16 protein-coding genes and 2 pseudogenes are annotated in these 24,744 nt (G+C 46.0%); 9 read left to right on the plus strand and 9 right to left on the minus strand.

Features of this window, described 5'->3' with window-relative positions; all coding sequences use genetic code 11:
- Positions 1–248: 248 nt before the first annotated feature.
- The 3 genes from Q5691_RS18155 (at position 249) to Q5691_RS18165 (ending at position 3,948) form a co-directional block, all read left to right on the plus strand.
- Positions 249–965 (plus strand): pentapeptide repeat-containing protein, encoded by a 717-nt coding sequence (locus Q5691_RS18155; RefSeq protein WP_333216853.1) that lies wholly within the window; start codon positions 249–251, stop codon positions 963–965.
- A gap of 567 nt (positions 966–1,532) precedes the next feature.
- Positions 1,533–2,264: a cytochrome c biogenesis protein CcdA gene (locus tag Q5691_RS18160; RefSeq protein ID WP_333233091.1), complete on the plus strand. Its 732-nt coding sequence runs from the start codon at positions 1,533–1,535 to the stop codon at positions 2,262–2,264.
- A gap of 271 nt (positions 2,265–2,535) precedes the next feature.
- Entirely contained in the window at positions 2,536–3,948 is a 1,413-nt protein-coding gene (locus Q5691_RS18165; RefSeq protein WP_333216851.1) for a cytochrome c biogenesis protein, read from the plus strand.
- Positions 3,949–4,398: 450 nt separating this feature from the next.
- On the opposite strand, the gene queF is transcribed toward Q5691_RS18165, so the two are convergent.
- A complete protein-coding gene (gene queF / locus Q5691_RS18170) occupies positions 4,399–4,818 on the minus strand; it encodes a preQ(1) synthase (protein WP_333217000.1) in 420 nt (139 codons plus the stop codon).
- 145 nt (positions 4,819–4,963) lie between these two features.
- Between queF and Q5691_RS18175 the strand changes: the two genes are divergently transcribed.
- Positions 4,964–5,560, plus strand: coding sequence for a hypothetical protein (locus Q5691_RS18175; protein ID WP_333346090.1), 597 nt, complete (start codon positions 4,964–4,966; stop codon positions 5,558–5,560).
- An 84-nt stretch (positions 5,561–5,644) separates the two neighbouring features.
- Here the strand turns inward: Q5691_RS18175 and speD are convergent, their stop codons facing one another.
- Positions 5,645–6,067: an adenosylmethionine decarboxylase gene (gene speD, locus Q5691_RS18180; RefSeq protein ID WP_190743421.1), complete on the minus strand. Its 423-nt coding sequence runs from the start codon at positions 6,065–6,067 to the stop codon at positions 5,645–5,647.
- Positions 6,068–6,606: 539 nt separating this feature from the next.
- Between speD and Q5691_RS18185 the strand changes: the two genes are divergently transcribed.
- Positions 6,607–10,590: a PAS domain-containing protein gene (locus Q5691_RS18185; RefSeq protein ID WP_333346094.1), complete on the plus strand. Its 3,984-nt coding sequence runs from the start codon at positions 6,607–6,609 to the stop codon at positions 10,588–10,590.
- Positions 10,591–10,605: 15 nt separating this feature from the next.
- Here the strand turns inward: Q5691_RS18185 and Q5691_RS18190 are convergent.
- Positions 10,606–11,199, minus strand: a pseudogene (locus Q5691_RS18190) (IS200/IS605 family accessory protein TnpB-related protein); the annotation flags it as partial.
- Positions 11,200–11,271: 72 nt separating this feature from the next.
- On the opposite strand from Q5691_RS18190, the gene Q5691_RS18195 reads away from it, so the two are divergent.
- A complete protein-coding gene (locus tag Q5691_RS18195; RefSeq protein WP_333346097.1) occupies positions 11,272–12,120 on the plus strand; it encodes an IS630 family transposase in 849 nt (282 codons plus the stop codon).
- A 26-nt stretch (positions 12,121–12,146) separates the two neighbouring features.
- On the opposite strand, the pseudogene Q5691_RS18200 reads toward Q5691_RS18195, so the two are convergent.
- Positions 12,147–12,830 (minus strand): annotated as a pseudogene (locus tag Q5691_RS18200) (RNA-guided endonuclease InsQ/TnpB family protein); the annotation flags it as partial.
- Between the two features lie 147 nt (positions 12,831–12,977).
- Here Q5691_RS18200 and Q5691_RS18205 point away from each other — a divergent pair.
- On the plus strand, positions 12,978–14,249 hold the full coding sequence (locus tag Q5691_RS18205; RefSeq protein ID WP_445305836.1) for an ATP-binding protein: 1,272 nt from the start codon (positions 12,978–12,980) through the stop codon (positions 14,247–14,249).
- A gap of 165 nt (positions 14,250–14,414) precedes the next feature.
- Here the strand turns inward: Q5691_RS18205 and Q5691_RS18210 are convergent, their stop codons facing one another.
- The 4 genes from Q5691_RS18210 to Q5691_RS18225 form a co-directional block, all read right to left on the minus strand.
- On the minus strand, positions 14,415–15,476 hold the full coding sequence (locus Q5691_RS18210; RefSeq protein ID WP_333215749.1) for a pentapeptide repeat-containing protein: 1,062 nt from the start codon (positions 15,474–15,476) through the stop codon (positions 14,415–14,417).
- Between the two features lie 1,478 nt (positions 15,477–16,954).
- On the minus strand, positions 16,955–18,172 hold the full coding sequence (locus Q5691_RS18215; protein WP_333215751.1) for a histidine kinase: 1,218 nt from the start codon (positions 18,170–18,172) through the stop codon (positions 16,955–16,957).
- 401 nt (positions 18,173–18,573) lie between these two features.
- Positions 18,574–19,056, minus strand: a complete 483-nt coding sequence (locus Q5691_RS18220) for a BON domain-containing protein (RefSeq protein ID WP_333215753.1) — start codon at positions 19,054–19,056, stop codon at positions 18,574–18,576.
- Between the two features lie 480 nt (positions 19,057–19,536).
- Complete coding sequence (locus Q5691_RS18225) at positions 19,537–20,091, minus strand: hypothetical protein (RefSeq protein ID WP_333346100.1); 555 nt, start codon at positions 20,089–20,091, stop codon at positions 19,537–19,539.
- A gap of 69 nt (positions 20,092–20,160) precedes the next feature.
- Between Q5691_RS18225 and Q5691_RS18230 the strand changes: the two genes are divergently transcribed.
- Entirely contained in the window at positions 20,161–21,561 is a 1,401-nt protein-coding gene (locus Q5691_RS18230; RefSeq protein ID WP_333215757.1) for an S-layer homology domain-containing protein, read from the plus strand.
- 536 nt (positions 21,562–22,097) lie between these two features.
- Positions 22,098–23,132 carry a histidine kinase gene (locus Q5691_RS18235; RefSeq protein WP_333346103.1) on the plus strand — a complete coding sequence of 345 codons (1,035 nt, stop codon included), beginning with the start codon at positions 22,098–22,100 and terminating at the stop codon, positions 23,130–23,132.
- Between the two features lie 500 nt (positions 23,133–23,632).
- On the opposite strand, the gene Q5691_RS18240 is transcribed toward Q5691_RS18235, so the two are convergent.
- Complete coding sequence (locus Q5691_RS18240; protein ID WP_333215761.1) at positions 23,633–24,619, minus strand: hypothetical protein; 987 nt, start codon at positions 24,617–24,619, stop codon at positions 23,633–23,635.
- Positions 24,620–24,744: the final 125 nt, after the last annotated feature.

Consider the following 24,744-nt stretch of genomic DNA (forward strand, 5'->3'; position numbering starts at 1 on the left):
AATGACGAGGGGGATCCCTGTGTATTTTGTTTTTTTTGTCAAGTACAATTTATACCAAATTAGATGAGCTTACCCTGGTTTCTACCTCAAAGCGCATCTAAGACAGGCTAAGTTAAGTTTGTACCCGCGCCAACCCTGATTAACCTTTCACTACACTCATATTTTTGAGTAATCTTGCTGAGGGAAGTTGCAGATTATTTGCTATGCTTTGATTAGACATCAATAATTTATGGCGCAAATTAGTGTCAATGAAAAGAGTTATGAGGTTGAAAACTTTCTTCGCTGCAGTGTTGGCGATCGTCCTGTTCACTCTCTACTTAACTCCTCCTGTGATGGCCGCGAATGCGGAGGATGTGAGTCACCTATTAAAGGATAATTGGTGCGTCAGTTTTTTGTGGAAACAGTGCGATTTGAGCGCAGTCGATTTGCGGGGAGCTAATCTCCAAGAAGCCAATTTGAGCGGCGCTAATTTGAGCGGCGCTAATTTGTCCGGTGCTAACTTAAAAAATGCGGATCTTTCTGACGCAGACCTCAGCGGCGCTAATTTAGCAAATGCTGATATTTTAGGCACGGATCTCAGTCGAGCCAATTTGACAGAAGCTAATTTCAACTCCACGAAGTTGTGGGATGCTAATCTGACTTTGGCAAATCTGAGCCGCGCCAATTTACAAGATGCTAATGTCTTAGATTCTCGACTTTGGGGAAGCAATCTCACCGAAGCTAATTTAACGGATGCGACACTGCATGGTGCTGACTTGCAATATGCTAATTTGGCAGACACTAATTTAACAGGTGCTGACTTGCACAGCTTCTTTTTCCGAGGTTCCAAACAAGTCACAAATTTGAGCAATGCTAATTTAGAAGGCGCTACTTTAACGGGAGCAAATTTCAGAGGTGCGGTGCTGGCAGGGGCAATAATGCCGGACGGGTCTATTAATGAAGAAAGTGGCTTTAATTTACCGTAGAGTAAAATTAAAGTCTGCTTGAATAATTTCAACAACAGGCTTTCGGGCTGATTTCGCAGTCAATGAATTATCTGGTGTAGCTGCGCCCGTTGCCAACAGCTTGTTGAGGATGCTGTCAAGATATCAATGTAAACCAGGGTGCGATCGACCTTTTAACTTCCAAGCTGCGCCCATTACCAACAGCTTGTTGAGGATGCTGTCAAGATATCAATTTAAACCAGGGTGCGATCGACTTTTTAACTCCCAACCCGTAAATATCGCTAAAATCTTAAATTTAAAACAGAACCGACGCGCATCTGTTACAATTTTCAACAAAGCCAGAACAGCCCCGAACCTGAAGTCACCTGTCTAGGGATACAAGCCCTCCACAGGAGTCGTGAATAGCAAAAATATTAGATATTTAGTTTAAACTCTCAGATTCATCTGTAGAGCCTCTCTAAAATCTAAAATCGATGGGCTGTGGAGTTAATCTAAAATCTAATAATCTAAAATCTAAAATCTAAAATCGATGGGCTGTGAAGTCAATCTAAAATCTAAAATCTAAAATCTAAAATCTAAAATCGACTGATGGAAACCCTGCAAACTCAACTTTACGAACTCGCGCAATTTGCTAATAATTTAGTAAATACCCAACTGACAAACCTCAGTTTAGTCAGCGTCGGAGTCATCTTTCTGGCAGGGTTGCTAACGAGCTTAACGCCCTGTATGCTTTCAATGTTGCCGATCACGATCGGCTACATCGGTGGATACGAAGCAAAAAGCCGCCTCCAAGCCGCCGCCCAGTCTGCGTGGTTTTCCCTGGGATTAGCCACCACCCTTGCGGGTTTAGGTATTGTAGCATCATTTGCCGGACAAGTTTACGGGAAAATTGGTCTGGGTTTGCCAATTCTTGTCAGCATTATTGCTATTCTAATGGGGCTGAATTTACTCGAAGCTTTACCCTTACAAATGCCGTCTTTCGACGCTGTGGGGTGGGTACCGAAAGATTTGCCGGCGGGCGTGCGATCGTACTTATTGGGCTTAACTTTTGGTTTAGTAGCGTCTCCCTGCAGCACTCCGGTTTTAGCTACACTCTTAGCTTGGGTTTCCAAAACGGGAGATACAGTTTTAGGTGGTGTGTTGCTGCTGTTTTACGCTGCTGGCTACGTCGCTCCGCTGATTATAGCAGGTACTTTCACTGCTAGCATTAAAAAATTGTTAGAATTACGTCGGTGGTCGAGTTGGATTACGCCTGTTAGCGGCGTTTTGCTAGTAGGATTTGGTGTTTTCTCTCTGCTTTCCCGGATACTTCCCGCGTAAGTTTCGTTATCAGGAGTTCAGTCCTTATTTAGAGATATAGCAATCACTATGGAATGCGTGAATTAAGTTTTTTTAAACGAACCGCGAAGACGCGAAGAACACGAAGGAAGAAAGAAATAAAAGAGAAAGACTTCTAAATAGATTTAGACTTGCTCGAAAAAAATAATATTTTCTTCATCTTTTGTTGTTCCCTCCTCTTTCTTCCTTCTCCCTTCTTCCATCCGTTACATCCGTTACAAAATCCGTTGCCGAACTTCCTTCATAATTACCAATGACATCAAAAGAAGTATTTCTATCAAAACTCTCAAGCTGGGCGAATGCCCCTCAAAGGTTTTTCAAGCGAGAAATTTTGCCGGTGCTAGCAGATTTACGGTTGGCAATTATCTTGCTGCTGACGATCGCATTTTTCAGCATTTCCGGCACTGTCATCGAACAAGGCCAATCAGTACCCTTTTACCAATCTAACTATCCAGAACATCCTGCTTTGTTCGGCTTCCTAACTTGGAAAGTTGTGCTAATTGCAGGACTTGACCACGTATACCGCACTTGGTGGTTTTTGTCAATCCTAATTTTGTTCGGCAGCAGCTTAACAGCTTGTACATTTACCCGACAATTTCCTGCATTAAAAGCCGCCCGCCGCTGGAAATTTTATGAAGAACCCAAGCAGTTTGAAAAATTAGCTCTCAGTGCGGAATTAGATACAGTTGCTTTAACTTCGTTAGAACCACTTTTGCAGCAAAAAAACTACCGCATATTTCGAGAAGGCGAAAAAGTTTATGCCCGCAAGGGAATAATTGGCAAAATCGGCCCGATTATTGTTCACGCCAGTATGCTAATTATTTTAGCTGGGTCGATATGGGGCGCAATGACGGGATTTCTCGGTCAAGAAATTGTTCCCAGCGGCGAAACATTTCAGGTGCAGAATATTCTGGATGCGGGGCCTTGGGCGGGGCCGCAAATACCGAAGGATTGGTCGATGCGAGTTAATCGGTTCTGGATTGATTATACTCCCGAAGGCGGCATCGACCAATTTTACTCTGATCTGTCAGTTTTGGACAAAACAGGCCAAGAGGTCGATCGCAAAACCATTCACGTTAACGAACCTCTCAGATACCGGGGAGTCACATTTTATCAAGCAGATTGGGCAATAGCTGCCGTGCGAGTTCGCCTCAACAAAAGCCCGGTTTTACAATTACCAATGGCTCAGCTAGACACTCAAGGTAAAGGTCGAATTTGGGGTGCTTGGATTCCGACAAAACCCGATTTGAGTGCTGGAGTTTCTCTGCTAGCAAAAGATTTGCAAGGAACGATGTTAGTGTACGGTACGGATGGCAAATTGTTAACTACAGTTCGCGCAGGAACGGCGGTAGAAGTTAACGGAGTCATGCTGACTATTGACGAAGTTGTAGGCAGTACGGGATTGCAAATTAAAGCCGATCCGGGTATTCCGATAGTTTATACTGGCTTCGGGTTGCTGATGCTCAGCGTGCTAATGAGCTATATGTCTCACTCGCAGATTTGGGCTTTGGAAAAAAACGGCAAACTCTACGTCGGCGGGCGCACTAATCGCGCTCAGGTGACTTTTGAAAGAGAAGTTGTGGAGATTTTGGACAAGTTGGCCGAATCGAAAACAGCAGAGGAAAAAAGTGCGATCGCCCCGACTTCTGTTGCAAGTCAAAGCTAAAAGTAGGGTGCGCCTAGCGCACCTTACACCAACGATAAATATCAAAAAGATTAGTTGAGTTTGTAGGGTGGGCGTTGCCAGATATGTCTAGGTGGTTAATGTGAACCTGAGAAAAAGCAGAAAACCACTATTTCACGTTCTGATTTTTCAAATTTCAAGTAATGAAAATTACTATACGGAGTTTTGGTTTCACAATCCCAACGTTGAAACGCCCGTGACCTGATACTCTCCCGTGGGCAACCAACTCGACCGATGCGGAGTGTACACCCTACAAACTACGAGATTTTAAGCGTCTGAACGACTTTTTGACTGTCTTGAGAGGGCTGTCCTGACGCACCCTACCATTAGTTACTAATTTTATTAACAATCCTATTTCTTAAAACTATTGTGGGGGGCGCTTCGATGCCACCCCACAATTAAATCTCACTCCCACAACAGCTTAATACTACCCTACTTCTGATGCGACACCTCAATCACGGTGTGGACGTTCCCCCGCGGCGAAAAATCGCCCTTAATCGTCGCTTCCAGTGGCGCGCAAGCTGCCACAAAATCGTCTAAAATTTGATTGATCGATTCTTCGTGAGAAATGTAGCGATCGCGATAACTGTTAACGTACAGTTTCAGCGCTTTTAACTCTACCACCCGCTCGTCTGGCACATAAGTAACGTGAATTGTCGCAAAATCGGGATAGCCAGAAAATGGGCACTTGCAAGTAAACTCCGGCAACGTAATGTTAATCGAGTAGCGCCGCCCGACTCGCGGATTCGGAAAAGTAATTAACTCGCCTTCCAAAATCTGGCGTTCGCCGTATTTCATTTCTTCGGTGCTTGACTTTTGCGACATAGTTTGTTCCGGTGCGTAGGTGTTCATAGCGATCGACTAAAAACTTGTAACACTAAATTAAATTAACGTTCAATATCTGTAACAAATATCTTGACGAATTGTGTTGCGATCGATCTAATTGCAAATACTCTCAGGCTAAACTAAAACAAGTTCACCCTCGCCATCTACAATTATGCAAAATACTACCTTATCTGACAATACTTCCCCTGAAAACTCAAATAGTTACTCTCCATCGGTACCAATTTCCCTCTATCGAGAAGTCACGGCCGAGCTGCAAGCAGCCCAAGCGATGGTAGACTCTCTCAAAACCCACAATCAGCAATTAGTCCAACAAAATCAACAACTGCGGCGAGAAGTAGAAACAGTAGTTCAAGTATCCCAACAGTTACAGCAAGTAGTCAACTCGGCTCAGAGCATCACCCAGACAGGGATGCCTCAAATGCCGTCAGTCAAATTTAATTTCAGCGTTGAACCTCCGCCCCCACCACCTGTAACCTCGCAGACTAATTCTGCCGTACCTCAACCACCTCAGACAGTGGCTTTCCCCTTCCCCCTACCGGAATCGGAGGCAACAGCCGCCTCTATGCCGCAGCCACTTCCCGACAAATTATTTACAGAAGTGCCGGAAACTCCTTACCGTGTCCGATCTCAACTCAAAAAAAACTCAGATTTAAGCGGATTGTGGTTGGCGATCGCGATTTTTCTGATTGTGATTGCAGCTTTCGGTGCAGGTTATTTAGTTGTCCGCCCTTTATTAATGAAAAAGTAAATTCCAACAAGAATCCCACGGTTCGATCCGTGGGATTTTAAACAAAACCTAGCATAAAATGTTCAAAGTTACGCTAATTGGCCATCATCCTCTGGCGGCAATCGTTTCTACTGAACGAGGGGCATACTGCTCTTCACAAGCAGAACCTACGATTCCCACCCCTGGCTCGAAACCGCGCGTGAACTCAGTGAGTTTTACCTGTTTAGCTTCCAAAGCTGTCTGTAGCACCTTCATGGCTCGGTGAGGGTCGCCGGCTCCGCAGAAAAATAAGTCTGCAGCAAAATAACCGTGTTCAGGCCAAGTATGGATTGCTATATGAGACTCTGCCAAAGTAGCAGTAGCTGTCACTCCGTGAGGACTAAACTGGTGTACGCACAAATCGATGAGAGTAGCTCCTCCGGCTTCGATCGCATCGAGAATAGCGCGGCGGATACGTTCAGGATCGTTGAGCAGGTCTCCTGGAGACTGCCAAGCATCAGCGACCAGATGGGTTCCCAATTGTTTCATTCTGCGGGGTTTTACCTCTATTGATTTTTTAAGTCTCAAACCTTTTAACCATAGCACGATGCCAAAAATTTTGCAAGTATCTTTCACAAAGAAAAATGAAGATTACGAGAAATACCCACCACCAAGCGCTGGCTGTATGGTGGGTTCAAACTGTCTCACAGGCAGATCCCACTAATGGAATTCGTATTATTTCAGTGCTGCCTTTTTCTTCTCAAACCACCGTTTTTGATTAAAGCGATCTCTGGTTTCCATGGGCTAAAAAAACCAAAGCTCGATCGTTCCGGCTGTGGCGGAATTGATATGAGATCGAAATGCCACAGATGGATCGCTATGCTTTCATGCGTAAAATTCGATAGATGGATGCTAGACGATCGCCCGGCGGGCAGATTCCAGCGCTCGCTCTGGCAGCCTATGCTGTAAAAGTTGAGCAGCAACAGGCGATCTCCGCTGGGTTTCTGGCGTCATCTAGCTAAACCAGCCCGGTCAGCCGAGATAGTATCGTTGCCCCCTTGGTGCGGGCCCAATAGAGAGACAAGCGCATGATCCAGCAGTATCAACTCGTCGAACAGATTTTTGCAGGCAATAGCGAGATGGCGATGCTGATGCGATCGCACGACTGGTCGCTTTCCGCCCTTGGTGCCGTTGAAACCTGGTCGCAAAGCTTGAAAACCGCGATTCGGATCATCTTAGGCTCTCGCTACCCCATGTTCGTCTGGTGGGGACAGCAGATGACCAAGTTTTATAACGATGCTTACATTCCTATGCTCGGCAAACGACATCCGCAAGCACTAGGTCAGCCTGCCTCACAGGTATGGGCTGAAATCTGGGACACGCTAGGGCCACAAGCAGAAGCGGTTTTGAACCAGGGACAATCGACGTGGAATCAAGAATTGCTTCTGGTGATGGAGCGCAACGGGTATACAGAGGAAACCTACTTTACCTTTTCCTACAGTCCGGTGGCGAATGATGATGGCCCTGTGGGGGGCATTTTCTGCGCCTGTAGCGAGGACACTCAGCGCGTTTTGAGCGATCGCCGCTTGGCAACGTTGCGCGAATTAGCAGCAGAAACAGTCACTGCCAAGACGGTAGAAACAGCTTGCGAGATGTCCGCCACCGTATTGACCAATAACGCCCATGACATCCCGTTTGCGCTGTTTTATCTACTCGATGGCGAAAACGAGATCGCACGACTCGCGGGTACAACAAGGTTAGCAGCCGGAACCCTTGCCTCTTGTGAGGCGATCGAGCTTACATCCGCCCAAAAGTGCCCGTGGCAATTGAACCAAGTCATGGAGACGGGCGAAAGCAGAATCATTGAAGATTTGGAAGCGCAATTTGGACTTTTACCGGGCGGCGCGTGGTCCCAATGTCCCCATCAAGCGGTAGTTCTACCACTAGCTCGATCGGGAGAAACCTTCGGGTTCCTGATTGCTGGAGTGAGTCCGCTGAGAACGTTTGATGATGATTACAAAGGTTTTTTTGACTTGATGGCAGGGCAGGTGACAACAGCGATCGCCAACGCCCAAGCTTACCAACAAGAGCGTAAACGTGCCGAAGCATTAGCTGAGTTAGACCTTGCTAAAACCACGTTTTTTAGCAATGTGTCTCACGAATTCCGCACGCCGCTGACCTTAATGCTGTCGCCGTTAGAAGAAACGATCGCCAACCTGGATGGAACAATTCCACCTCAAGAACGCGAACAATTACAGTTGGTGCAGCGTAACGGAATGCGACTGCTCAAACTCGTCAATAGCTTGCTCGATTTCTCACGCATCGAAGCAGGTCGAGTCCAAGCATCTTATGAACCTGTAGATTTGGCAACCTATACGGCGGAACTTGCCAGCACATTTCGATCGCTGATTGAACGGGTGGGAATGTCACTCATTGTTGACTGTCCACCCTTGCCCGAAGCGATTTATGTCGATCGCGAAATGTGGGAAAAAATTGTTCTCAATTTATTATCAAATGCCTTTAAGTTTACGCTAGCGGGAACAATTACGGTTCGATTACGGTGTGTAGAAAAATGTGTTGAATTAACGGTTTCAGATACAGGGGTCGGGATTCCGTCCGAAGAACTACCGCATTTATTTGAGCGATTTCATCGAATCAAAAACTCGGAAGGACGGAGTTTTGAAGGCTCTGGCATTGGGCTATCGCTAGTGCAAGAACTCGTCAAACTACATAGGGGAGCGATCAATGTCAGCAGCACTTTTGGGCAGGGCAGTTGCTTTACAGTGACGATTCCCACCGGAACAGCTCATCTGCCGCCGGAGCGCATTGGCGCAAGTCGCACGTTAGCATCAACGGCGTTAGGCGCGATGCCCTATGTCGAAGAAGCTCAACGCTGGTTGCCAGAAGGCGATTTTAGATTAGAAGAATGGAGCATGGCTCCATCCACTCATAAACTCGTCAATCAACCCGCTCAATCTAAAATCCAAAATCTAAAATCTAAAATTCTCCTGGCCGATGATAACGCTGATATGCGCGATTATATTCGACGACTCCTGAGCGGTTCTTATATTGTTCAAACCGTCGCCGATGGTGTTGCCGCTTTGACTGCCATTGAGAATAATCCACCCGATTTGGTATTGACAGATGTGATGATGCCGGGAATGGATGGATTTGAGTTGTTGCGATCGCTGCGTTCTAATCCCGCAACCCAAGACATTCCGATCGTTCTATTATCAGCCCGCGCGGGCGAAGAAGCGCGTATTGAAGGACTCGCAGCCGGAGCCGACGACTATCTGATTAAACCGTTCTCGGCGCGCGAACTGCTGGCAAGGGTAGAAGCAAGTTTGAAGCTGGCACGGCTGCGGCAGGAAGCAACAGTGCGAGAGCGAACCATTCTGGGGCGCGTAACCGATGCGTTTATGGCAATGGATCTCGACTTTCGCTTGACCTATGCTAATGAAGCCGCACAACGAGTGTCGCGAACTCCCCTAGAAGCAATGCTGGGCAAAACGATGTGGGAAGCCTTCCCAGGCACGATCGGCAATCAGTTTGAAGTCCAGTATCGCCGATCGCTCAGCGAGCAAATCGCGGTGGACTTTGAGGAATATTATGCTCCGTTTGATTTGTGGGTTGAGGTTCGCGTTTATCCTTCCCCGACTGGGCTGTCTCTTTTCTTCCGGGATATCAACGATCGCAAAAAAATTGAGCAGGAACGGGAACGGTTTCTGGCCGTCGGTTCGGATTTGCAAGTGATTACGGGCATAAACGGGTATTTCCACTGGGTCAGCCCAACCTTTGAACGAACCCTCGGCTGGACACCAGACGAAATGACATCCCGCCCCTGGACTGAGTTTGTCCACCCAGAAGACCTGGGCACCTCCATTGCAGAAGCCGACAGTCTGTTATCGGGTAACAAAACCTTTTCGTTTGAAAACCGTTACCGGCACAAAGATGGATCGTACCGCTGGTTGATCTGGAATGCCCAGGGGTACCCAGAAGAACAAGTGATTTACGGCGCTGCCGTTGACATCACCCCTCGCAAGCAGGCTCAGGCGACACTGCGCGAGAGTGAGGCGCGGCTGCGATTTATGTTAGATGCCTCCCAAATTGGCGATTGGGATCTCGATCTCACGACGCAGCCTTACACTGCTCATCGATCGCTCAGACACGATCAAATCTTTGGCTATGAGTCGCTGCTGCCGGAATGGAACTACGACATTTTCTTGATCCACGTTCATCCCGACGATCGCGCCTCTGTGAATGAGAAGTTTCAACAAACCCTCTTAGCCAATACCAACTGGAACTTTGAATGTCGAATCATCCACCCCGATCGAAGCGTGCATTGGATTTGGGTACGCAGCAGTGTTTATTCTGACTCCAGCGGTAGGCCGACTCGGTTGTTAGGAATAGTGGTGGATATCACCGATCGCAAACGGGCGGAAGCAGCCTTGCGTGAAACCGAGGAGCAAAGCCGGAATATTCTAGAGAGCATTGGTGAAGCATTCTTTGCCCTGGATGAGAACTGGCGGTTCACCTACGTCAATCAATTTGCCGAAACCTTGCTCGATCGCATTCCGGGTGATTTGATTGGCAAGAATTTATGGGAAGAATACCCAGGACTGATTGGCAACGAGTTGGAGCCGATCTATTGGAGCCCCATGCGCGATCGCGTGCCTGCGTCACTGACGGGGTTTTATCCCGACCACGATCGTTGGTACGAAGTCCGCACCTACCCTGCCACACATGGAATCACCGTTTATTTCAAAAATGTCACCGATCGAATTCAAGCCGAAGCAGTCCTGCGCCAAACGTCCGCCGAACTCGAACGGCAACTGCAAAAGTTCAACGCCTTTAAATCTTCGGTGCCGGACTTTATTTATACATTCGATTTGTCCGGGCGGTTCATTGATGTCAACAAGCCGTTGCTCGACCTTTGGCAAAAATCCTTGGCTGAAGCCATTGGCAAAACCTTTTTTGAATTAGATTACCCAGTGGATTTAGCTGTCAAACTGCACAATCAGATTCAGAAAGTGATTCAGACGCGCCAACCGCTTAAGGATGAAACGCCATAGCTGGCAAAAGTATAGTCATTTATTGCACATGACATGGGAGGCGTTAAGTCCCTCCCCCTTCACTTTCACTTTGAGCGGATTAACCCGCCTCGGCTGAACTACGCAGCTCTCTATCCCATTGCTGAACGCATTTGGGATTGCTTTTCTAAGGATGTTATACGCAGCATTAACATCAGAATTAATTAATTGACCGACTGATGTTTTGTACAAACCTCTCTTGATTCGCTTACCCTGGAACACAGGGTCTTTATCGGTTTTTCCGTAAACAGGGAGTGGGTCTAGATTCAGAAAATTTGCGCGCGAAGTGTAAGATTCTTCTTGCACGATCACCTTGATTCCAACCAGTCGAGCTTTGTATTCCAACATCTCAATTAATCGAGCGTGAGGAATACTGACAAAGTTTTGATTGGTTTGCTTTCCTAAATTAATCTCGGTTTTCCACTGTGCATTCTTACCAATTACTAGCGTCCCAATTTGTTTCGCTACCAAATGGTCAACAATTAGGCGACTTGTGTGATGTAAGTAATTATCAACTTTTTGGTGGCGACAGCGAGTTAAACGCTGAAGGCGGGGTGATATCTTGCGGCTTCCTTTCAACTGAGATTGTATAGTCATTTCAAATAAGTATGAGAATTTTAAAAAATGATGTAAAATGAAAAAAATCGTTAACCAGTTAGGAAAATGTCTTACAGCATAGATTTGAGAAAAAGAGTAGTGGACTATGTAGAAAATGGCGGTCGTATCGCCCAAGCTGCTGTCCTATTTAAGGTAGGAAGAGCAACGATATATCGGTGGCTGGGTCGGTCAGACCTTCAAGCTACAAAGGTAAAAAGACGTAAGAGAAAACTAGATTGGCAGGCATTGGAAAAGGATGTTAAAGAGAATCCAGATGCCAGATTAATCGACAGAACCCATAAGTTTGGAACCAGACCCAGTGCCATATCTTATGCTCTTAAAGAAATGAAAATTACCCGAAAAAAAAAACAACTTCGTTACCAGGAGAGAAACCGAGAAGAAAGAATGAAATACTACTCTCATCTCAGAGAATTGATTAAAGTATCGGGAAGTCAAAGTCTGGTTTTTGTTGATGAATCAGGATTTGAGCCGTTTCTAGATTGTGCTTATGGCTGGTCAAAAAAAGGCAAAAAAATCTGGGGTGAAAAGTCCGGCAAACGGGGAACAAGAGAAAATCTAGTAGCTGGAAGGAGGAAAGGAAAAAAGGACTTAATTGCCCCAATGGTTTTTACGGGAAGCCTCAATGCAGAAGGCTTTGAAGGGTGGTTATCTTTATATTTATTACCCTCTCTAACAAAGCCATCTATATTAATCATGGATAATGCACCGATTCATCGAAAAACAGCCATTCGAGAACTGGTAGAGGAAACGGGTCATCAAGTTCTTTTTCTCCCGAAATATTCTCCCGACCTGAACGATATTGAACACGATTTTAGTGCCTTAAAGCGAGCCAGAATGTATGCTCCTCCTGGCACATCTTTAGATGAACTTATCTGTGCCTACTGCGCTCAATAGTGTCTCTTTTTTATTTAAAATGACTATAACTGTGCTTTACGTTTGTTGTAGAACTGGTTGATTGATTTCAATGGTCGCCCGTTAATCAACAGAGGGATAAAACCCGGCTGATTTGAAGTTAACGCCACTAAGTTATCCAATCCTAAATCAATACTAGCTACAGAGTTGCCGTTACTAACGGTGGACTCCGGTTCATCATAAATCACCTCAATTACATAGGAATCGCATTTTGGAACCAGTCTAACTTGACAAATTCGATCGGGATTGACTTGAGTTTTGATTAAAAGCTCCGTACCCGAAAGCTTGATAATTCCTTTTCTCAACTGTGTAGTGCTAATCGCTTGAATCGTGTAGACGAGAATGTTTCGCCCTTTAGCTTTATCTTTGTACTTCGGCAGTTTGGGGCGGCCAGTGAATTTAGAGGAATCGGCTTTGTAAGCTTTGACCGCTTCAAAGAATGATTTCCAATTCTTATCCAATATCATCAAGATTTGTTGGCTAACCTTAGCAGGTAAAGCCTTGTAGGCTTGATGATACTTCATCAAACGGTTCATTTCGTTGTAGTTGATATAGCCCCATCCATAGATAAAACTCTGACGAATGACGTAGTGGGCAGCATTGTAGAGATTTTTGGATTTAAAAGCTAATTCATCAATCAGTGCGAAACGGTGTTCCGTAGATTTAATGATGTGCCTTTCTGTTAGTTGCATCCAGAGTCTCCATTCGGAACGAGCGAAACAATTTCATTTAACTCTCATGACTATATGATACTACTATTGTTTATTGATGCTTACAATCTTAATGAAGTTTTATAATACACCAGCGCGTTCGGTACAAGAGCTTACGAGTATATTTTTGTGCCCGTTTTTGATGCAGAGGGTGCTGTGGAAATGGTAGCGGGTGTAACGCGCGACATCACCGATCGCAAGCAAGCCGAAGCTGAACGCGAGAAGCTTCTGCAACAAGAGCAAACCGCACGAGAATCCGCCGAAACCGCCAACCGCATCAAAGATGAGTTTTTGGCGGTGCTGTCTCACGAGCTGCGATCGCCCCTCAATCCGATTCTCGGCTGGTCGAAGCTGTTGCAGCTAAACAAACTGGGCCCTGCAAAAACGGCTAGCGCCCTTGCCTCGATCGAACGCAACGCCCTACTCCAGTCACAACTGATTGATGACCTGCTCGACACCTCCGGCATTCTGAGCGGCAAACTGAGTTTGAATCGGATGTCCGTTGATTTGAATATGGTGATCTCGGCCGCCTTGGAAACCGTTCGGCTAGCAGCCGAAGCCAAGTCGCTGCAAATGGAAACAACCTTTTCACCCGGCATCGGAATGGTAATGGGCGATTCCGGGCGTTTGCAGCAAGTAATCTGGAATCTTTTATCCAATGCCGTGAAATTCACCCATCAAGGCGGGCAAATTAGCGTTAGGTTAACCCAAACTGGAACTTATGCCCAGATTCTTGTCACCGATACAGGAAAAGGCATCAATCCTGAGTTTCTGCCTTATGTGTTTGAGCATTTTCGGCAAGAGGATGGAGCCATAACTCGTAAATTTGGGGGTTTGGGATTGGGGCTGGCGATTGCACGTCAAATTGTGGAATTGCACGGCGGCAAAATTTGGGTTGAGAGTAGGGGTGAAGGACGGGGAGCCAGCTTCACCGTTGAACTTCCTCTTTTGCATACCGCGAATCTGCTTGAAGAAGTTGCCGATACAACAGAAGCTCGATGGGACGATCTTCACCTGGCCTCTGTGCGCGTGTTGGTTGTGGATGATGAACAGGATTCACGCGAGTTTGTGGCATTTGTAGCGGAACAAGCCGGAGCCAAAGTGACTGCCGTTGGGTCTGCGATCGAGGCACTGCAACTGCTCTCAACCACACCCTTCGATATCCTCCTGTGCGACATCGGAATGCCAGATATGGATGGCTATATGCTAGTGCGGCAAATGAGATCTCTACCACCAGAGCTGGGCGGGCAAATTCCGGCGATCGCCCTGACTGCCTATGCTGGAGACTTTAATCAGAAACAAGCTCTTGCTGCTGGGTTTCAACATCATGTTGCAAAACCTGTCGAAGCGAATGAGTTAGTCAAAGCAATGCTGAAATTGCCTCTGAGACTGCATCGCTGAGTCCGAATTTTAATAGATTGTCGGCGATCGACAATCTATTAAAACCCGTCCCCACAACTGAATTATGACTCTTGAATCCTGAATTTTTTATTGTTAAAAGTTTTGAGTTTTGAATTAAAGATTCTTTAATTTAAAACTCAAAACTATTTTCTTTTAATCAACTCATCAATCCCGGCTGTGAGTAGCTCCATTCGGCAAAATTGCCCCGCCCAAAGCTGCTTCATTCAAATTATCAACATTCAAGCTGGCCCCAATCAAATTAGCCTCCGACAAATTAGTTCCTGTCAAATTCGCCCCTGTCAGAGAGCTCAGCAGTAAACCCGCTCCCGACAAATTGGCGTGACTCAAATTCGCCCCCCGCAAATCCGCTTCCAGCAAGCTAGCACCTGCTAAATTCGCACCGCTCAAATTAGCTCCCCGCAAAGAAGCTTTGTTCAAATTAGCAGCCCTCAAATCAGCATTGTGCAGAATCAAACCATTTAAATTAGCTTTACTCAAATTAGCTCCCTGCAAGTCGGCACCGCTCAAATTAGAACCATTTAGATTGGCAGATTGCAAGTCAGCACCGCTCAAGTCAGCACCGCTCAAATTAGCAGCGCTAATAGAAGCTTCCCGCAGACTTGCTTCGCTCAAAGAAGCCCCAACCAAATTGACGCCGCTGAGATTTCCGCGATTGAGATAAGCCCGGGTTAAAGTTGCTCCGCTCAGGTTTGCCCCGGTCAAATCTACCTCGCTGAGAATCGCTCTCGTCAGATTTGCTCTACTTAAGTCAACCCCGCTCATAATTGCTCGGCTCAGCGTCGCCCCGCTCAAATTAGCCTCCGTTAGTTTTGAGCCGCTTAGCAAACAAGCTCCTACTAAACTCGCTCCCGTCATCACAGCTTTGCTCAAGTCAGCCTGAGACAATATTGCTCCGCTGAGATTTGCCCCGCTAAAATCTGCGGAGATCGCCACAGTTCCAGTTAAACTAGAACTCCCGAGGTTAGCTTCAATTAATTTCGCCTTAGACAAATTAGCCCCGCTCAAGTCGGCGGCGTTTAAATTAGCTCCAATCAGTTTGCTTCTAATTAAGTTGGCACCTTTCAAATTAGCGTTGCTCAAATTTGTTCGACTGAGATTAGCTTCACTCAACTGAGCTGCAATGAGGTTAGCTCCTCGAAAATCTCGTTCCCCGTTTCTATGTCTAATTAAAAGTTCATCGGCACTTAAAAGTTCAGTGAAATTCATAAAAAAATTGAGTGAGTTTCCTTAATTTCTCGATGTTCTATGTTGTGTGAAAGTTTCTACTATCGTGTTTGCCAGTCAGTTTTTAAAACTTAAACTGCCACCTTGACAATTGTCAAAACTGCTTGATTTCTACCATCACCCTGCTCACCTAGTTATAATTTACGAAAATAAACCTGGTTCTGGTATAATCTGATGAGGTTGGCTAGCGCGGAAGTTATTAAAAAAAACCGCGTTTCTAGCCGCCTGTAAGTCCTGTAAGTATTATTTTGCTAGTAATTAGTTGGCGATTGATATTAGTTGTTAATAATTAGTTGTATTTGTACTAACTGTAACCACTAAATATTACCTGCTAACTCTTTACCAAAATACCGAGAAATTGTCGATCGATCTTGTCAAGGTTGATCGAATATTTGGGGTATTGGGGGTGGCATCCGCACCGCCTTCTGACCCGAAAATTTGCCAGTACAGGCGATCGAATTTATGAGTGCAATCAAGAAAGAAGATATCGGAGCTTCAACCCCTAATGCCTTCTAAATAAGTGCTTTCTACCTTCGATGAACCCGGACGGCAGCGCCAGGCCAGCTCAGCTAGTGTCACCTCCCCCCACTGTGCTCCGTGCCAGTGAAAACCAACAGGAAGGCTGTTTCCCTCGGAGTGCTGAGCGAGTCGCCGGCGAAGCAAGCAATACGCTGTGCTGAGCCTGAGATTGCGCGAAAAAATGGTTCGCGAGTCGTTCCCCTATTCCCGCGCTGCTGTGCTTGCTGTTAATGTTTTCTCGATCCATGAGCGCTTGCGGTTCTAATTTACAGAACACTCGACACCAGACGCGCTCCCGGACATAAAAGCTGTTCCTGGGCTTCTCAAATGCTTCTCTGAGGCATTCCCAGAAAAACTGTATTCATGCCGCAGGTCTTGCCAACAGCAATTGGGCTGCTACAGCCAAGCAATGACCAGCCTAAGTCTGGCGGGAAAGCGACGACAATATTATTCTAATAGTTGCCGACCACTGCATGCCGTACTCGGCGCGCGGGACTGGCTACTTCACCTGTATAAGTTGCTGAAATTAGCTACCCATAATTAAAGATAGTCGCTCTTTGACTAACTGGGCAATATCTGTGGTAATTTAGGTCATTCAATTTGATAATACTGCGGGGTTTAAAATCTAGCAGTAGTGAGTGTTACAGACTAAAAAACCGCTGCGGATTTCTGCTGTAAAAATTCAGGGAGCCGATCGATCCACTGGTGGAAAGCCCACCTTGCCAATCAAAATTAAACTTTTGACAGGTGGCTTTTTGAAGTTTCCAGAACAAAACAAAAGCCGGCTTTCAGAGAAAAAGCCGACTTTTGAGATAATTTTACCTACGAAGCGTAAAACCGCTAGCTCGCCGCTGTTGGTTGGATCACTTTCCACAATCCGAGTGCGCGAGTGCGACTACCCTGCAGAAAGTAGAAACAATACCCAAACAAAGTCTGAATTATTAAACCCGACGGTGGCCGGTGACACCCTGATTGGGATCGTAAATATCAGCCGTAGTATCAACGCCGGGAGTGCCAGGAGCGCCGTAATCAGCCCGAGCACTATCGACGCTGGGATTATAGTCGTAGGTGTTCCAATGCTGAATGCCTCCGCGGCTCAGGATGGTTTCAGCTCTAGCGACTTCTGCTTCGCTGCCGTCAACCAGTACCAAGTAATCTCCCCTTGCCACGCGATCGTTGTATGCTCTAGCTTCCTCTTCGGGAATTCCCATACCGACTAAAGCTCCGATCAAGCCGCCTGCTGCCGCACCCAAAGCCGTACCGGCTAGTGTAGTGGCAATCGCCGTAGCTGAGGCTCCTGCCAGCATAATCGGCCCGATGCCCGGAATTGCTACTAGGCCCAGACCTACCAACAAGCCCGTCAAACCTCCCAAAGTACCACCTGTGAGTGCGCCCTTTGTGGCCCCTTCATCGGATTTGTTGTCCGCGCTGTCGTGCACGTCAATGCCTGCGATATCGCCTTTAGACTCAGCATCCTTAGCGATAACCGAAACCCGATTCATGTCGAAACCGGCAGTTCTCAGTTCTCCCAGTGCGTGTTCAGTCTCGCGACGGGTTGAAAATACTCCCACGGCGCGCTTCTGGTGGCCCGAAGCTCTGCGGCCAGTGTCTGCCGGCACATCGTAAATGCCCCAATCCTGAATGCCCCGCACAGTCATAATGCCTTCGGCTGTGGCAAGTTCGGCATCTGTTCCTTCTACGAATACCAAATATTCTCCACGGGAAACGCGATCGTTATAGACTTTAGCTTTTTCTTCGGGAACTCCCAAGCCGACCAAACCGCCGACCAAACCGCCTGCTGCTGCCCCAATCGCGCCTCCGATTACAGTATCTGCCAGCAGAGTTGCGATCGCACCCCCCGCCATCACCGGGCCAACTCCCGGAATCGCTAGCGCTCCAATGCTTCCGAGTAACCCAATCAAACCCCCCGTCACGACTCCCGCTGTCGCGCCTGCTTTTGCGCCACCGCCCACTTTGTCGTCGGTACCCTTACCAGTACCAGTGCTAGCGCCGGCAATTTCGCTGCGATCGAGATTTTCGCCAACTACCGAAACTTTATTCATCGGAAACCCGGTACTTTGCAGCTCCATCAGGGCTAGTTCCGTATCTCGGTAATTAGAAAATGCTCCTACAGCTCGCTTGTGTTGACCTAAAGCCATTTTTTTCTCCTGAAAAATATACTACTTTTACACAACCACAGAATTTATGCTCTGCCATCAATCACATTTAGTCATTTTTTCCCAACAATTTTCATCGGTCGCTGGGAATAACTTCCCACTCTATCTTCAGGTTGGTTTCCAACTAATTCTCCGGGAGGGTAAATCAGGAATTGGGAAGGGGAATTTGCAGGTGTTGCGCGAGTTTTGAGTGCGTGAATTTAAAATTCAATTTAAACTCTTTAACTTAAAACTCTGATCGATCTCCCTAGAGAGTCACCTAAGCGTTGCAATCCGCTCCGCAAGCAATCTTACAATGCCAAACTTTACCCTCTTCCCTCAGACTTCTCTCCTAGATAACTACATCCTTCTTCCTTATTTCCCTCGGAATTCTTCCTTCCAACTTATTGATTGCTGCTAGGCGATGCGGGAGCAGCGGGGGCGACAACAGCCGTAACATTGACATCTTTAACACCCTTAATCTCTTTAGCTAGTGGCTCAATTTTAGCTAAATCAGTTTGATTGGGGACTGTGCCACCTACGGTGACAACCCCGTCTTTTGCGTCAACAGTTAGCTGACCTTTAGTGATGTTTACTTCTAACTTGGAGCGCACTTCACTTTGGAGGTCGCCATCGGCTCTTATTGCATCGCCACCAGTCACATTGTTGCGCTGTTCTCTGGCCCTGATATCAGAATTTGCTTGGTTTTGGCGAATTTGGCTAGTGGCGTCACCCTGAGTTTTTTGAACTGTCTCGGCTGGGGGTGGGCTAGTGGTATTTCCTGTGGCAGAATTAGGAGAATCAGCGCTAGTTTTAGCTCCTTCGCTGCAAGCAGCAGCTCCAAATAACAGGAGACCGCTCAGGATAATTGGTGTTAGTTTGTTCATAATATATTAATACCCTCCGGGTAAGCTTTCGATGAGGCTGACTTGGTTGAGCCAGATGGGAGCCAGATGGAGCAAGACAGCATCTTTGTTTATGCTTTCTGATTTTTGCTTTCGGCGATTTAAAAATCCTTATATCAAATATATAAATTTGAGCAAGTATCTACATCGCTCCACGGGTGTAAAATTAATCTATATCGTTAGATAGAGTACAAAAAATACAATAAGGTATTAAGTCAAATTTAGCTTAATGGAGTTTTGGCCAAATTATTACTCAAAAACCCGGTTGATGGCGACCTTTTTTGTTGCCAAAGCCACTATTTTCCTAAACACCGAGTTGCCAATCGTAAGTTTTATTAATAAATTAGATCGCCATTCCCAACTTATTTATCTCTCTTCCCTGAAACCTGTGATTTATTCGCTCAACATCTCTCCGTTAAATCTGTTAAATCTCATACACTACTCATTGCCAAACTTCCTGCTTCAAAACAAACGAAAAGAGTCGAGAAATTTTTGAGCATTTTCTGGTTCTGGAGTAGTGGCAACCAGCCCATAAACGCGCGTTTCCACCAAATAAACTTGACCTACACCTACAGGTTCAGTGGGAGAAAGTGGCTGAAACTCAAATTCTTTTCCCGGATAGCCTCCGAGGGAAATATCCCGCACTTGCAAGACTTTAGCATTCGCTGCCACGACAAAAAAATCAACGGCATTATTTAAAGTAATTCTGATATTATTAATATTATTGTTCCTCAGCCGAAAATCTAGGTCAAAGTATTGAAGCAAATAAGTTTCTTTGTTTTTTAATTTCGATCGATATGTATGAGCAATAATTTGATTTGAAAAAATTTCGGAATTAATTTTGGGATTTGCCGGCATATCGATCGCAAACTGACCCATCGCTGAGCAAAATGGCTGCCACTCTGGCGTCTGAATGACTGTCCGCAGCGGGGCTGGTTGAGATGCAGCGGGACGGGCAAACTTGACAGGGTATGAAAGTAATGTAGCAGTAACTAGAAGTAAATACAGAAATTTCATTTGGGTAAAAATTATATATGCCCGATCGATCTGCGCTAGCCTAGAAATATATCCGCAAAGGGGGGATTTATGCTGAATATTATATTTACTCAACGGCGAGGCAACTCTCAAGAACGCTCTAAAATCACTAAAACCAATAAAACCAATATACTCGCTGCTGTAAATACTTGGCTGGCTGTGTGTCTCCTGGCTGCGGTCACAGGTTGTGCAAACAGCCCCAACAGCAAGGCACTCGAAGAATCATTAGCCGCCGATCCGAAATTAAAACAAAATCCAGTGGTTTTCTCTTCCCCGCCACCAGCGACAGCTATTGAGACAAACTCTACCGCCAAACTTCCTCCGGATTTTCCTACGGAGATTCCACTCTATCCTAATGCTGAGTTAATCGAAGTTAGTGGGCAAACAGATTCGTTGCCCAAAAATGTGCGACTGCGCTGGGAGAGCACAGATCCGGTTAATTCGGTTCAAAACTTTTACTCCACAGAGTTTGGGCGTCGCAACTGGGAAATAGTCAGCCGCCCCACCGCCGAGGGACAAGGTTCTTTGATAGCAACGCGAGATAATTTGCGGGTAACAGTGTCGCTTTCTCCTACTCAGAAAGTAGGGGGTTCTACAGAATTTGCGATCGACTACAGCAAAGACAGCCCAGAAATTGCCACCAGTCCCCAACCTAACAATTCCGAGTCTAGCGCATCTCCAACCGCTTCACCAAATTCATCTAATTCAGAGGGAACTACTCCAACACCATCCGCGTCGCCAAAATCAGCAAACGTTAGCCAACTAGACACCCAAATTCCTCAACAGTTGCGGCAGTATGTGGCTGATTTAAGTCAGTTGGAAGTGCTAAAAGTGCGAGCGACAGAAAATGGTAATTTAGAAACAGCCAGCACTTTGCCCAAACCCAACAAAATTGTCACTCGCCGCGAATACGCCCGCTGGTTAGTAGCAGCTAACAATCAGATTTATGCTAGCCGTCAAGCCAAACAAATTAGATTAGCAGTAGACTCTAGCGAACCAGCCTTTTCTGACGTACCCAAAACTGACCCGGATTTTTCAGCTATTCAAGGTTTAGCAGAAGCCGGTGTAATTCCGAGTTCACTTTCTGGAGAAACTAAAGATGTGAAATTTCGTCCGGATGCACCTTTAACTCGCGAAACAATGATTCTTTGGAAAGTGCCTTTAGATAGTCGTCAAGTTTTACCGACAGCTAACATTGACGGGGTGAAAGAAAAATGGGGCTTTCAGGATGCTTCTAAGATTGATTCCCAGGCATCGCGGGCAGTTTTAGCTGATTTTAACAATGGAGATTTGGCGAATATTCGCCGCGTTTTTGGTTTTACTACTCTGTTTCAGCCGAAGAAATCAGTCACTCGCGCCGAAGCTGCTGCTAGTTTGTGGTATTTTGGCGTTCAAGATCAGGGATTGTCTGCTAAAGATGCCCTGGAAGCAAAGTCTCCACCTGCTGAGTAGAGTTTTTTTGGGGTGGTTAAAAGTTTTGAACACAGCATCTACTTACCTATACCCATGAAACCGGGTTTTTTCTCTGTAAGCAAACCCGGTTTCTCCGTCCAAGACTGCCGAAATTTTACCAAATTTTGATTAATCGGCGTGCGATCGCCTGCAACGAAAATTGGAGCTTGAGTTTCTAGGATTTCTGTGAATATGGCTGACCCAGAAACCGACTTTTATCTAGGAAAATGCTCAGTAAAATGCGAGGCATATCTGGTGAAAAAGCCCGTTTCTTTTCCTCTGGAGGAGTTATCGTAAAAAACCTTTTCCTAAATTATACATTGGCTTTTCTTCCTTGTGGCCTACCCTAGGGGATAGATTTTTTTTGCTTTAATCTTAATTTCTGTATCCTGCCATACAACCGCTGCATTGGGGGGCAAATTTTATAGATATTTCAACCAACACTGTTTTTAAAACTCTCAGTAGGATTCCGGATGCCGTAGCGGCCTTAACGATAAATGAACAAGAGTGTTTGAGCTCTTGGAGAGCATTTTTTAATGTACGATATTACCTTATTTACCCCGCAAGACATGGCTAAATGCAGCTTAGTCCTGCGCCACTTAGGTAGAAATACTGCTAGTATGGAAGCCAGCAGCCAGAAGATTGTTAACTATATTTACCGACATTTTTGCAATTCGCAAACTGGAGAAAATTCCTGTGCCTTAGTGCGTTTGTTCAAAACTCATCCCTACGGGGAATTAGAAGACTCATTGCAACAATCTGCCCGCCGCTTGATGAAGGGAAATTCCCCCACCACCGACATGAAATGTTGGACTCTGCTAGCAGCCGCAGGCCCTGAACCGCAGTGGAATTCTCGGCACACAGCAGCAGAAAATACAGCTATTCCATTACTTAGCACAAAATTAGTGGCTCAAATGCCAGCGATTGCAGAAATAATCCGGCAGTTTGGTTTAGACATTCCTACCTTCCTCGGAATTGAGCGAGAAAGGTTCCTGCAATTAGAGCCCGCAGTATTAAATATTTTTCACGTCTCAGAGGCAAAAGGTAGCCCCTTTATTCCTGAGCAAAATTCCTTAATTATCCCCTACCACGTCAAGTCTGTCTTAGGATTTGGGGGACTTCTGCCGTCAGGAAGTGTGTTTGCGGTAGTGATGTTCATGAAAGTTAAAATTCCCCACAACACTGCTGAAATGTTTAAAGATTTGGCACTTAGTGTCAAAACAGCATTGTCCATGCCCGACAAAAAAAGTGTTTTTGAGTATTCAGAAAATCCTCCAAGCTTTGTTACAAATAACAATATTTACGAAACCCAATTACTTGAATATCAAGTGGCTAATCTGATGCAATTGCTGGACTTTTCTGAACAAGAAATGCTCAGACAAGCCACTCGCTTGCAACAGACTATTGACAATTTACAGTGCGAACTAGCCGAATACAAAAATAAGGAACAAGCTTTGAAAGTAAGCCAAAATTCATTTACAGGCATCCTCAATATTCCCAAAGATGCTATTGTGCGCGCAGAGGAAAATCCCGGAATTCAGCGTTTTAATCCAGGGGAAGAACAGATTTAAACCAAGCTCTGTGTTTAGCAAACCGGTTTATCCAAGAAACCAAGTTATTGCGGTGTTTGTTGAGTAAATTTTGTTTTTACAGGAAGGAGTGCGAACATCCGGCTTGCTGTATATACATCTAAGTAAGTCGGTAGAAAAAAATCAAGGTAAATAAAGTAATGTTAATATCTGTTACCCAAAATAATACTACAATGATGCTGAGAGCGTGAAAAAGATTTTATGCACGTAAACTACTAAGAAAGAATTGATTTAACCTCAGAGGAGTTAAAAATAATTTTGTCGCAGCGCCGTGAACTATAATTAATCGACCAAAAATTCCGATACCGAGATTGATTAAAGGCTGAAGATAGCTAAAGCCTTACAGATGTAGTGAAGTTAAATAAATTTTTAATAAAATTGAAAAAAGTCAAAAGTAAGAAAGCTTTCAGTAAAAACAAGTTTTTTTACTTTTGGCTTTTGACTTTTGACTTTTAGCACATCCAGTATTCAACTCAAAACTCTTAAGGTGCTGCTGCAGCCCTGCGGTTGGCAACAATCAGGTTAGCCTGATATTCTGCCGCTTTTTGCTGAGCCTTTTGATAGTTAGGGCTGGTTGACGGTACGGCTCTCATGAGCTTAACCGCTTGCTGCCACTGGCTTGCTACTGCTATCCACTCATTTTGAGACTGAGCCGTCTGGGCCGAAATTGCTGCCTTCTGAGCTGTGTTAACGGCTTCTCTCCAAGAGTCAGGCTTGGGCGCGGCGGCTTTTGGTGGAGGAGAAGCTGGAGCTGGGCTTGCTGGCGCAGCAGTCGGAGCGGGTTTTGCGGCAGGGGAGGCTGCCTGTGGGATGCCCGGAGAGGCGGCGGTCGAGGATGCAGCGGCTTTAGACGCGGGAGATGCGGGTTTCGGGGAGGGGGAAGTAGCTACGGGGGCGATGGGTTCTGGGTTAGAGTCGCCGAAGGGGAAAGTTTTAGTAAAGAAAAGCCCTGCGATCGCCGCCAGAGGTACTAAGATACCCACAGGTATTACCCATTTGGGAAATTGTTTTTTCGGAGGCGGGGCTTGATCTTCGTCTTCGTCTTCGTCTTCCTCGTCGTCATCTCGATCGAATTCTCCTTCTTGATAATAGTCTTCGCCTTCGGGCTCGACATCATCTAAACCTACAGAGTCGTCAGGCATTCCACTATCCAAGGGGTAAGGCATTGAATCGGCAGGCATCAGATCAATTTCATCTTCCCACGTAGGCTCACCGTCACCTGTTCGACGCCCGTAAACCTTTACAGTGTGAATTGATTCAAGTCCCAGCTTCGTCATGCCGGTGCGGATGAAATCGACCAATACCATTTGATCCGGTACTTTGTCTGCCTCCAGAATTATGTGGAGGCAGCCGTTGTCCCGCGTCACATCGGCGTTGATGCCTTTGGGTTTGAGTGTACGGTTGATGCTAGATGCGATCGCTTTTGGATCGCCTTGCTTGAGCAGTTCCCGCGGGTTCTGTTGTGTCATGGGTAGCGCTCTTTTTTTGGGGGGGGTGGAGAGCCGGCAAATAATATTAACCGATCGGCATTCGGCGGACAATATTTATTTACCACATTAACTTCTACTTTGGCATTCTAAGAGTATTTCTAGTA

This window comes from Microcoleus sp. w1-18aA5, from assembly GCF_036701705.1.
In the GTDB taxonomy this organism is placed as follows: Bacteria; Cyanobacteriota; Cyanobacteriia; order Cyanobacteriales; family Microcoleaceae; genus Microcoleus.

What these genes read in the sequence shown, in the direction of transcription:
- Q5691_RS18155 (WP_333216853.1), top strand. Translation starts at nt 249, where the DNA reads ATGAAAAGAGTTATGAGGTTGAAAACTTTCTTCGCTGCAGTGTTGGCG.
- Q5691_RS18160 (WP_333233091.1), top strand. Translation starts at nt 1,533, where the DNA reads ATGGAAACCCTGCAAACTCAACTTTACGAACTCGCGCAATTTGCTAAT.
- Q5691_RS18165 (WP_333216851.1), top strand. Translation starts at nt 2,536, where the DNA reads ATGACATCAAAAGAAGTATTTCTATCAAAACTCTCAAGCTGGGCGAAT.
- queF (WP_333217000.1), bottom strand. Translation starts at nt 4,818, where the DNA reads ATGAACACCTACGCACCGGAACAAACTATGTCGCAAAAGTCAAGCACC.
- Q5691_RS18175 (WP_333346090.1), top strand. Translation starts at nt 4,964, where the DNA reads ATGCAAAATACTACCTTATCTGACAATACTTCCCCTGAAAACTCAAAT.
- speD (WP_190743421.1), bottom strand. Translation starts at nt 6,067, where the DNA reads ATGAAACAATTGGGAACCCATCTGGTCGCTGATGCTTGGCAGTCTCCA.
- Q5691_RS18185 (WP_333346094.1), top strand. Translation starts at nt 6,607, where the DNA reads ATGATCCAGCAGTATCAACTCGTCGAACAGATTTTTGCAGGCAATAGC.
- Q5691_RS18195 (WP_333346097.1), top strand. Translation starts at nt 11,272, where the DNA reads ATGTCTTACAGCATAGATTTGAGAAAAAGAGTAGTGGACTATGTAGAA.
- Q5691_RS18210 (WP_333215749.1), bottom strand. Translation starts at nt 15,476, where the DNA reads ATGAATTTCACTGAACTTTTAAGTGCCGATGAACTTTTAATTAGACAT.
- Q5691_RS18215 (WP_333215751.1), bottom strand. Translation starts at nt 18,172, where the DNA reads ATGGCTTTAGGTCAACACAAGCGAGCTGTAGGAGCATTTTCTAATTAC.
- Q5691_RS18220 (WP_333215753.1), bottom strand. Translation starts at nt 19,056, where the DNA reads ATGAACAAACTAACACCAATTATCCTGAGCGGTCTCCTGTTATTTGGA.
- Q5691_RS18225 (WP_333346100.1), bottom strand. Translation starts at nt 20,091, where the DNA reads ATGAAATTTCTGTATTTACTTCTAGTTACTGCTACATTACTTTCATAC.
- Q5691_RS18230 (WP_333215757.1), top strand. Translation starts at nt 20,161, where the DNA reads ATGCTGAATATTATATTTACTCAACGGCGAGGCAACTCTCAAGAACGC.
- Q5691_RS18235 (WP_333346103.1), top strand. Translation starts at nt 22,098, where the DNA reads ATGTACGATATTACCTTATTTACCCCGCAAGACATGGCTAAATGCAGC.
- Q5691_RS18240 (WP_333215761.1), bottom strand. Translation starts at nt 24,619, where the DNA reads ATGACACAACAGAACCCGCGGGAACTGCTCAAGCAAGGCGATCCAAAA.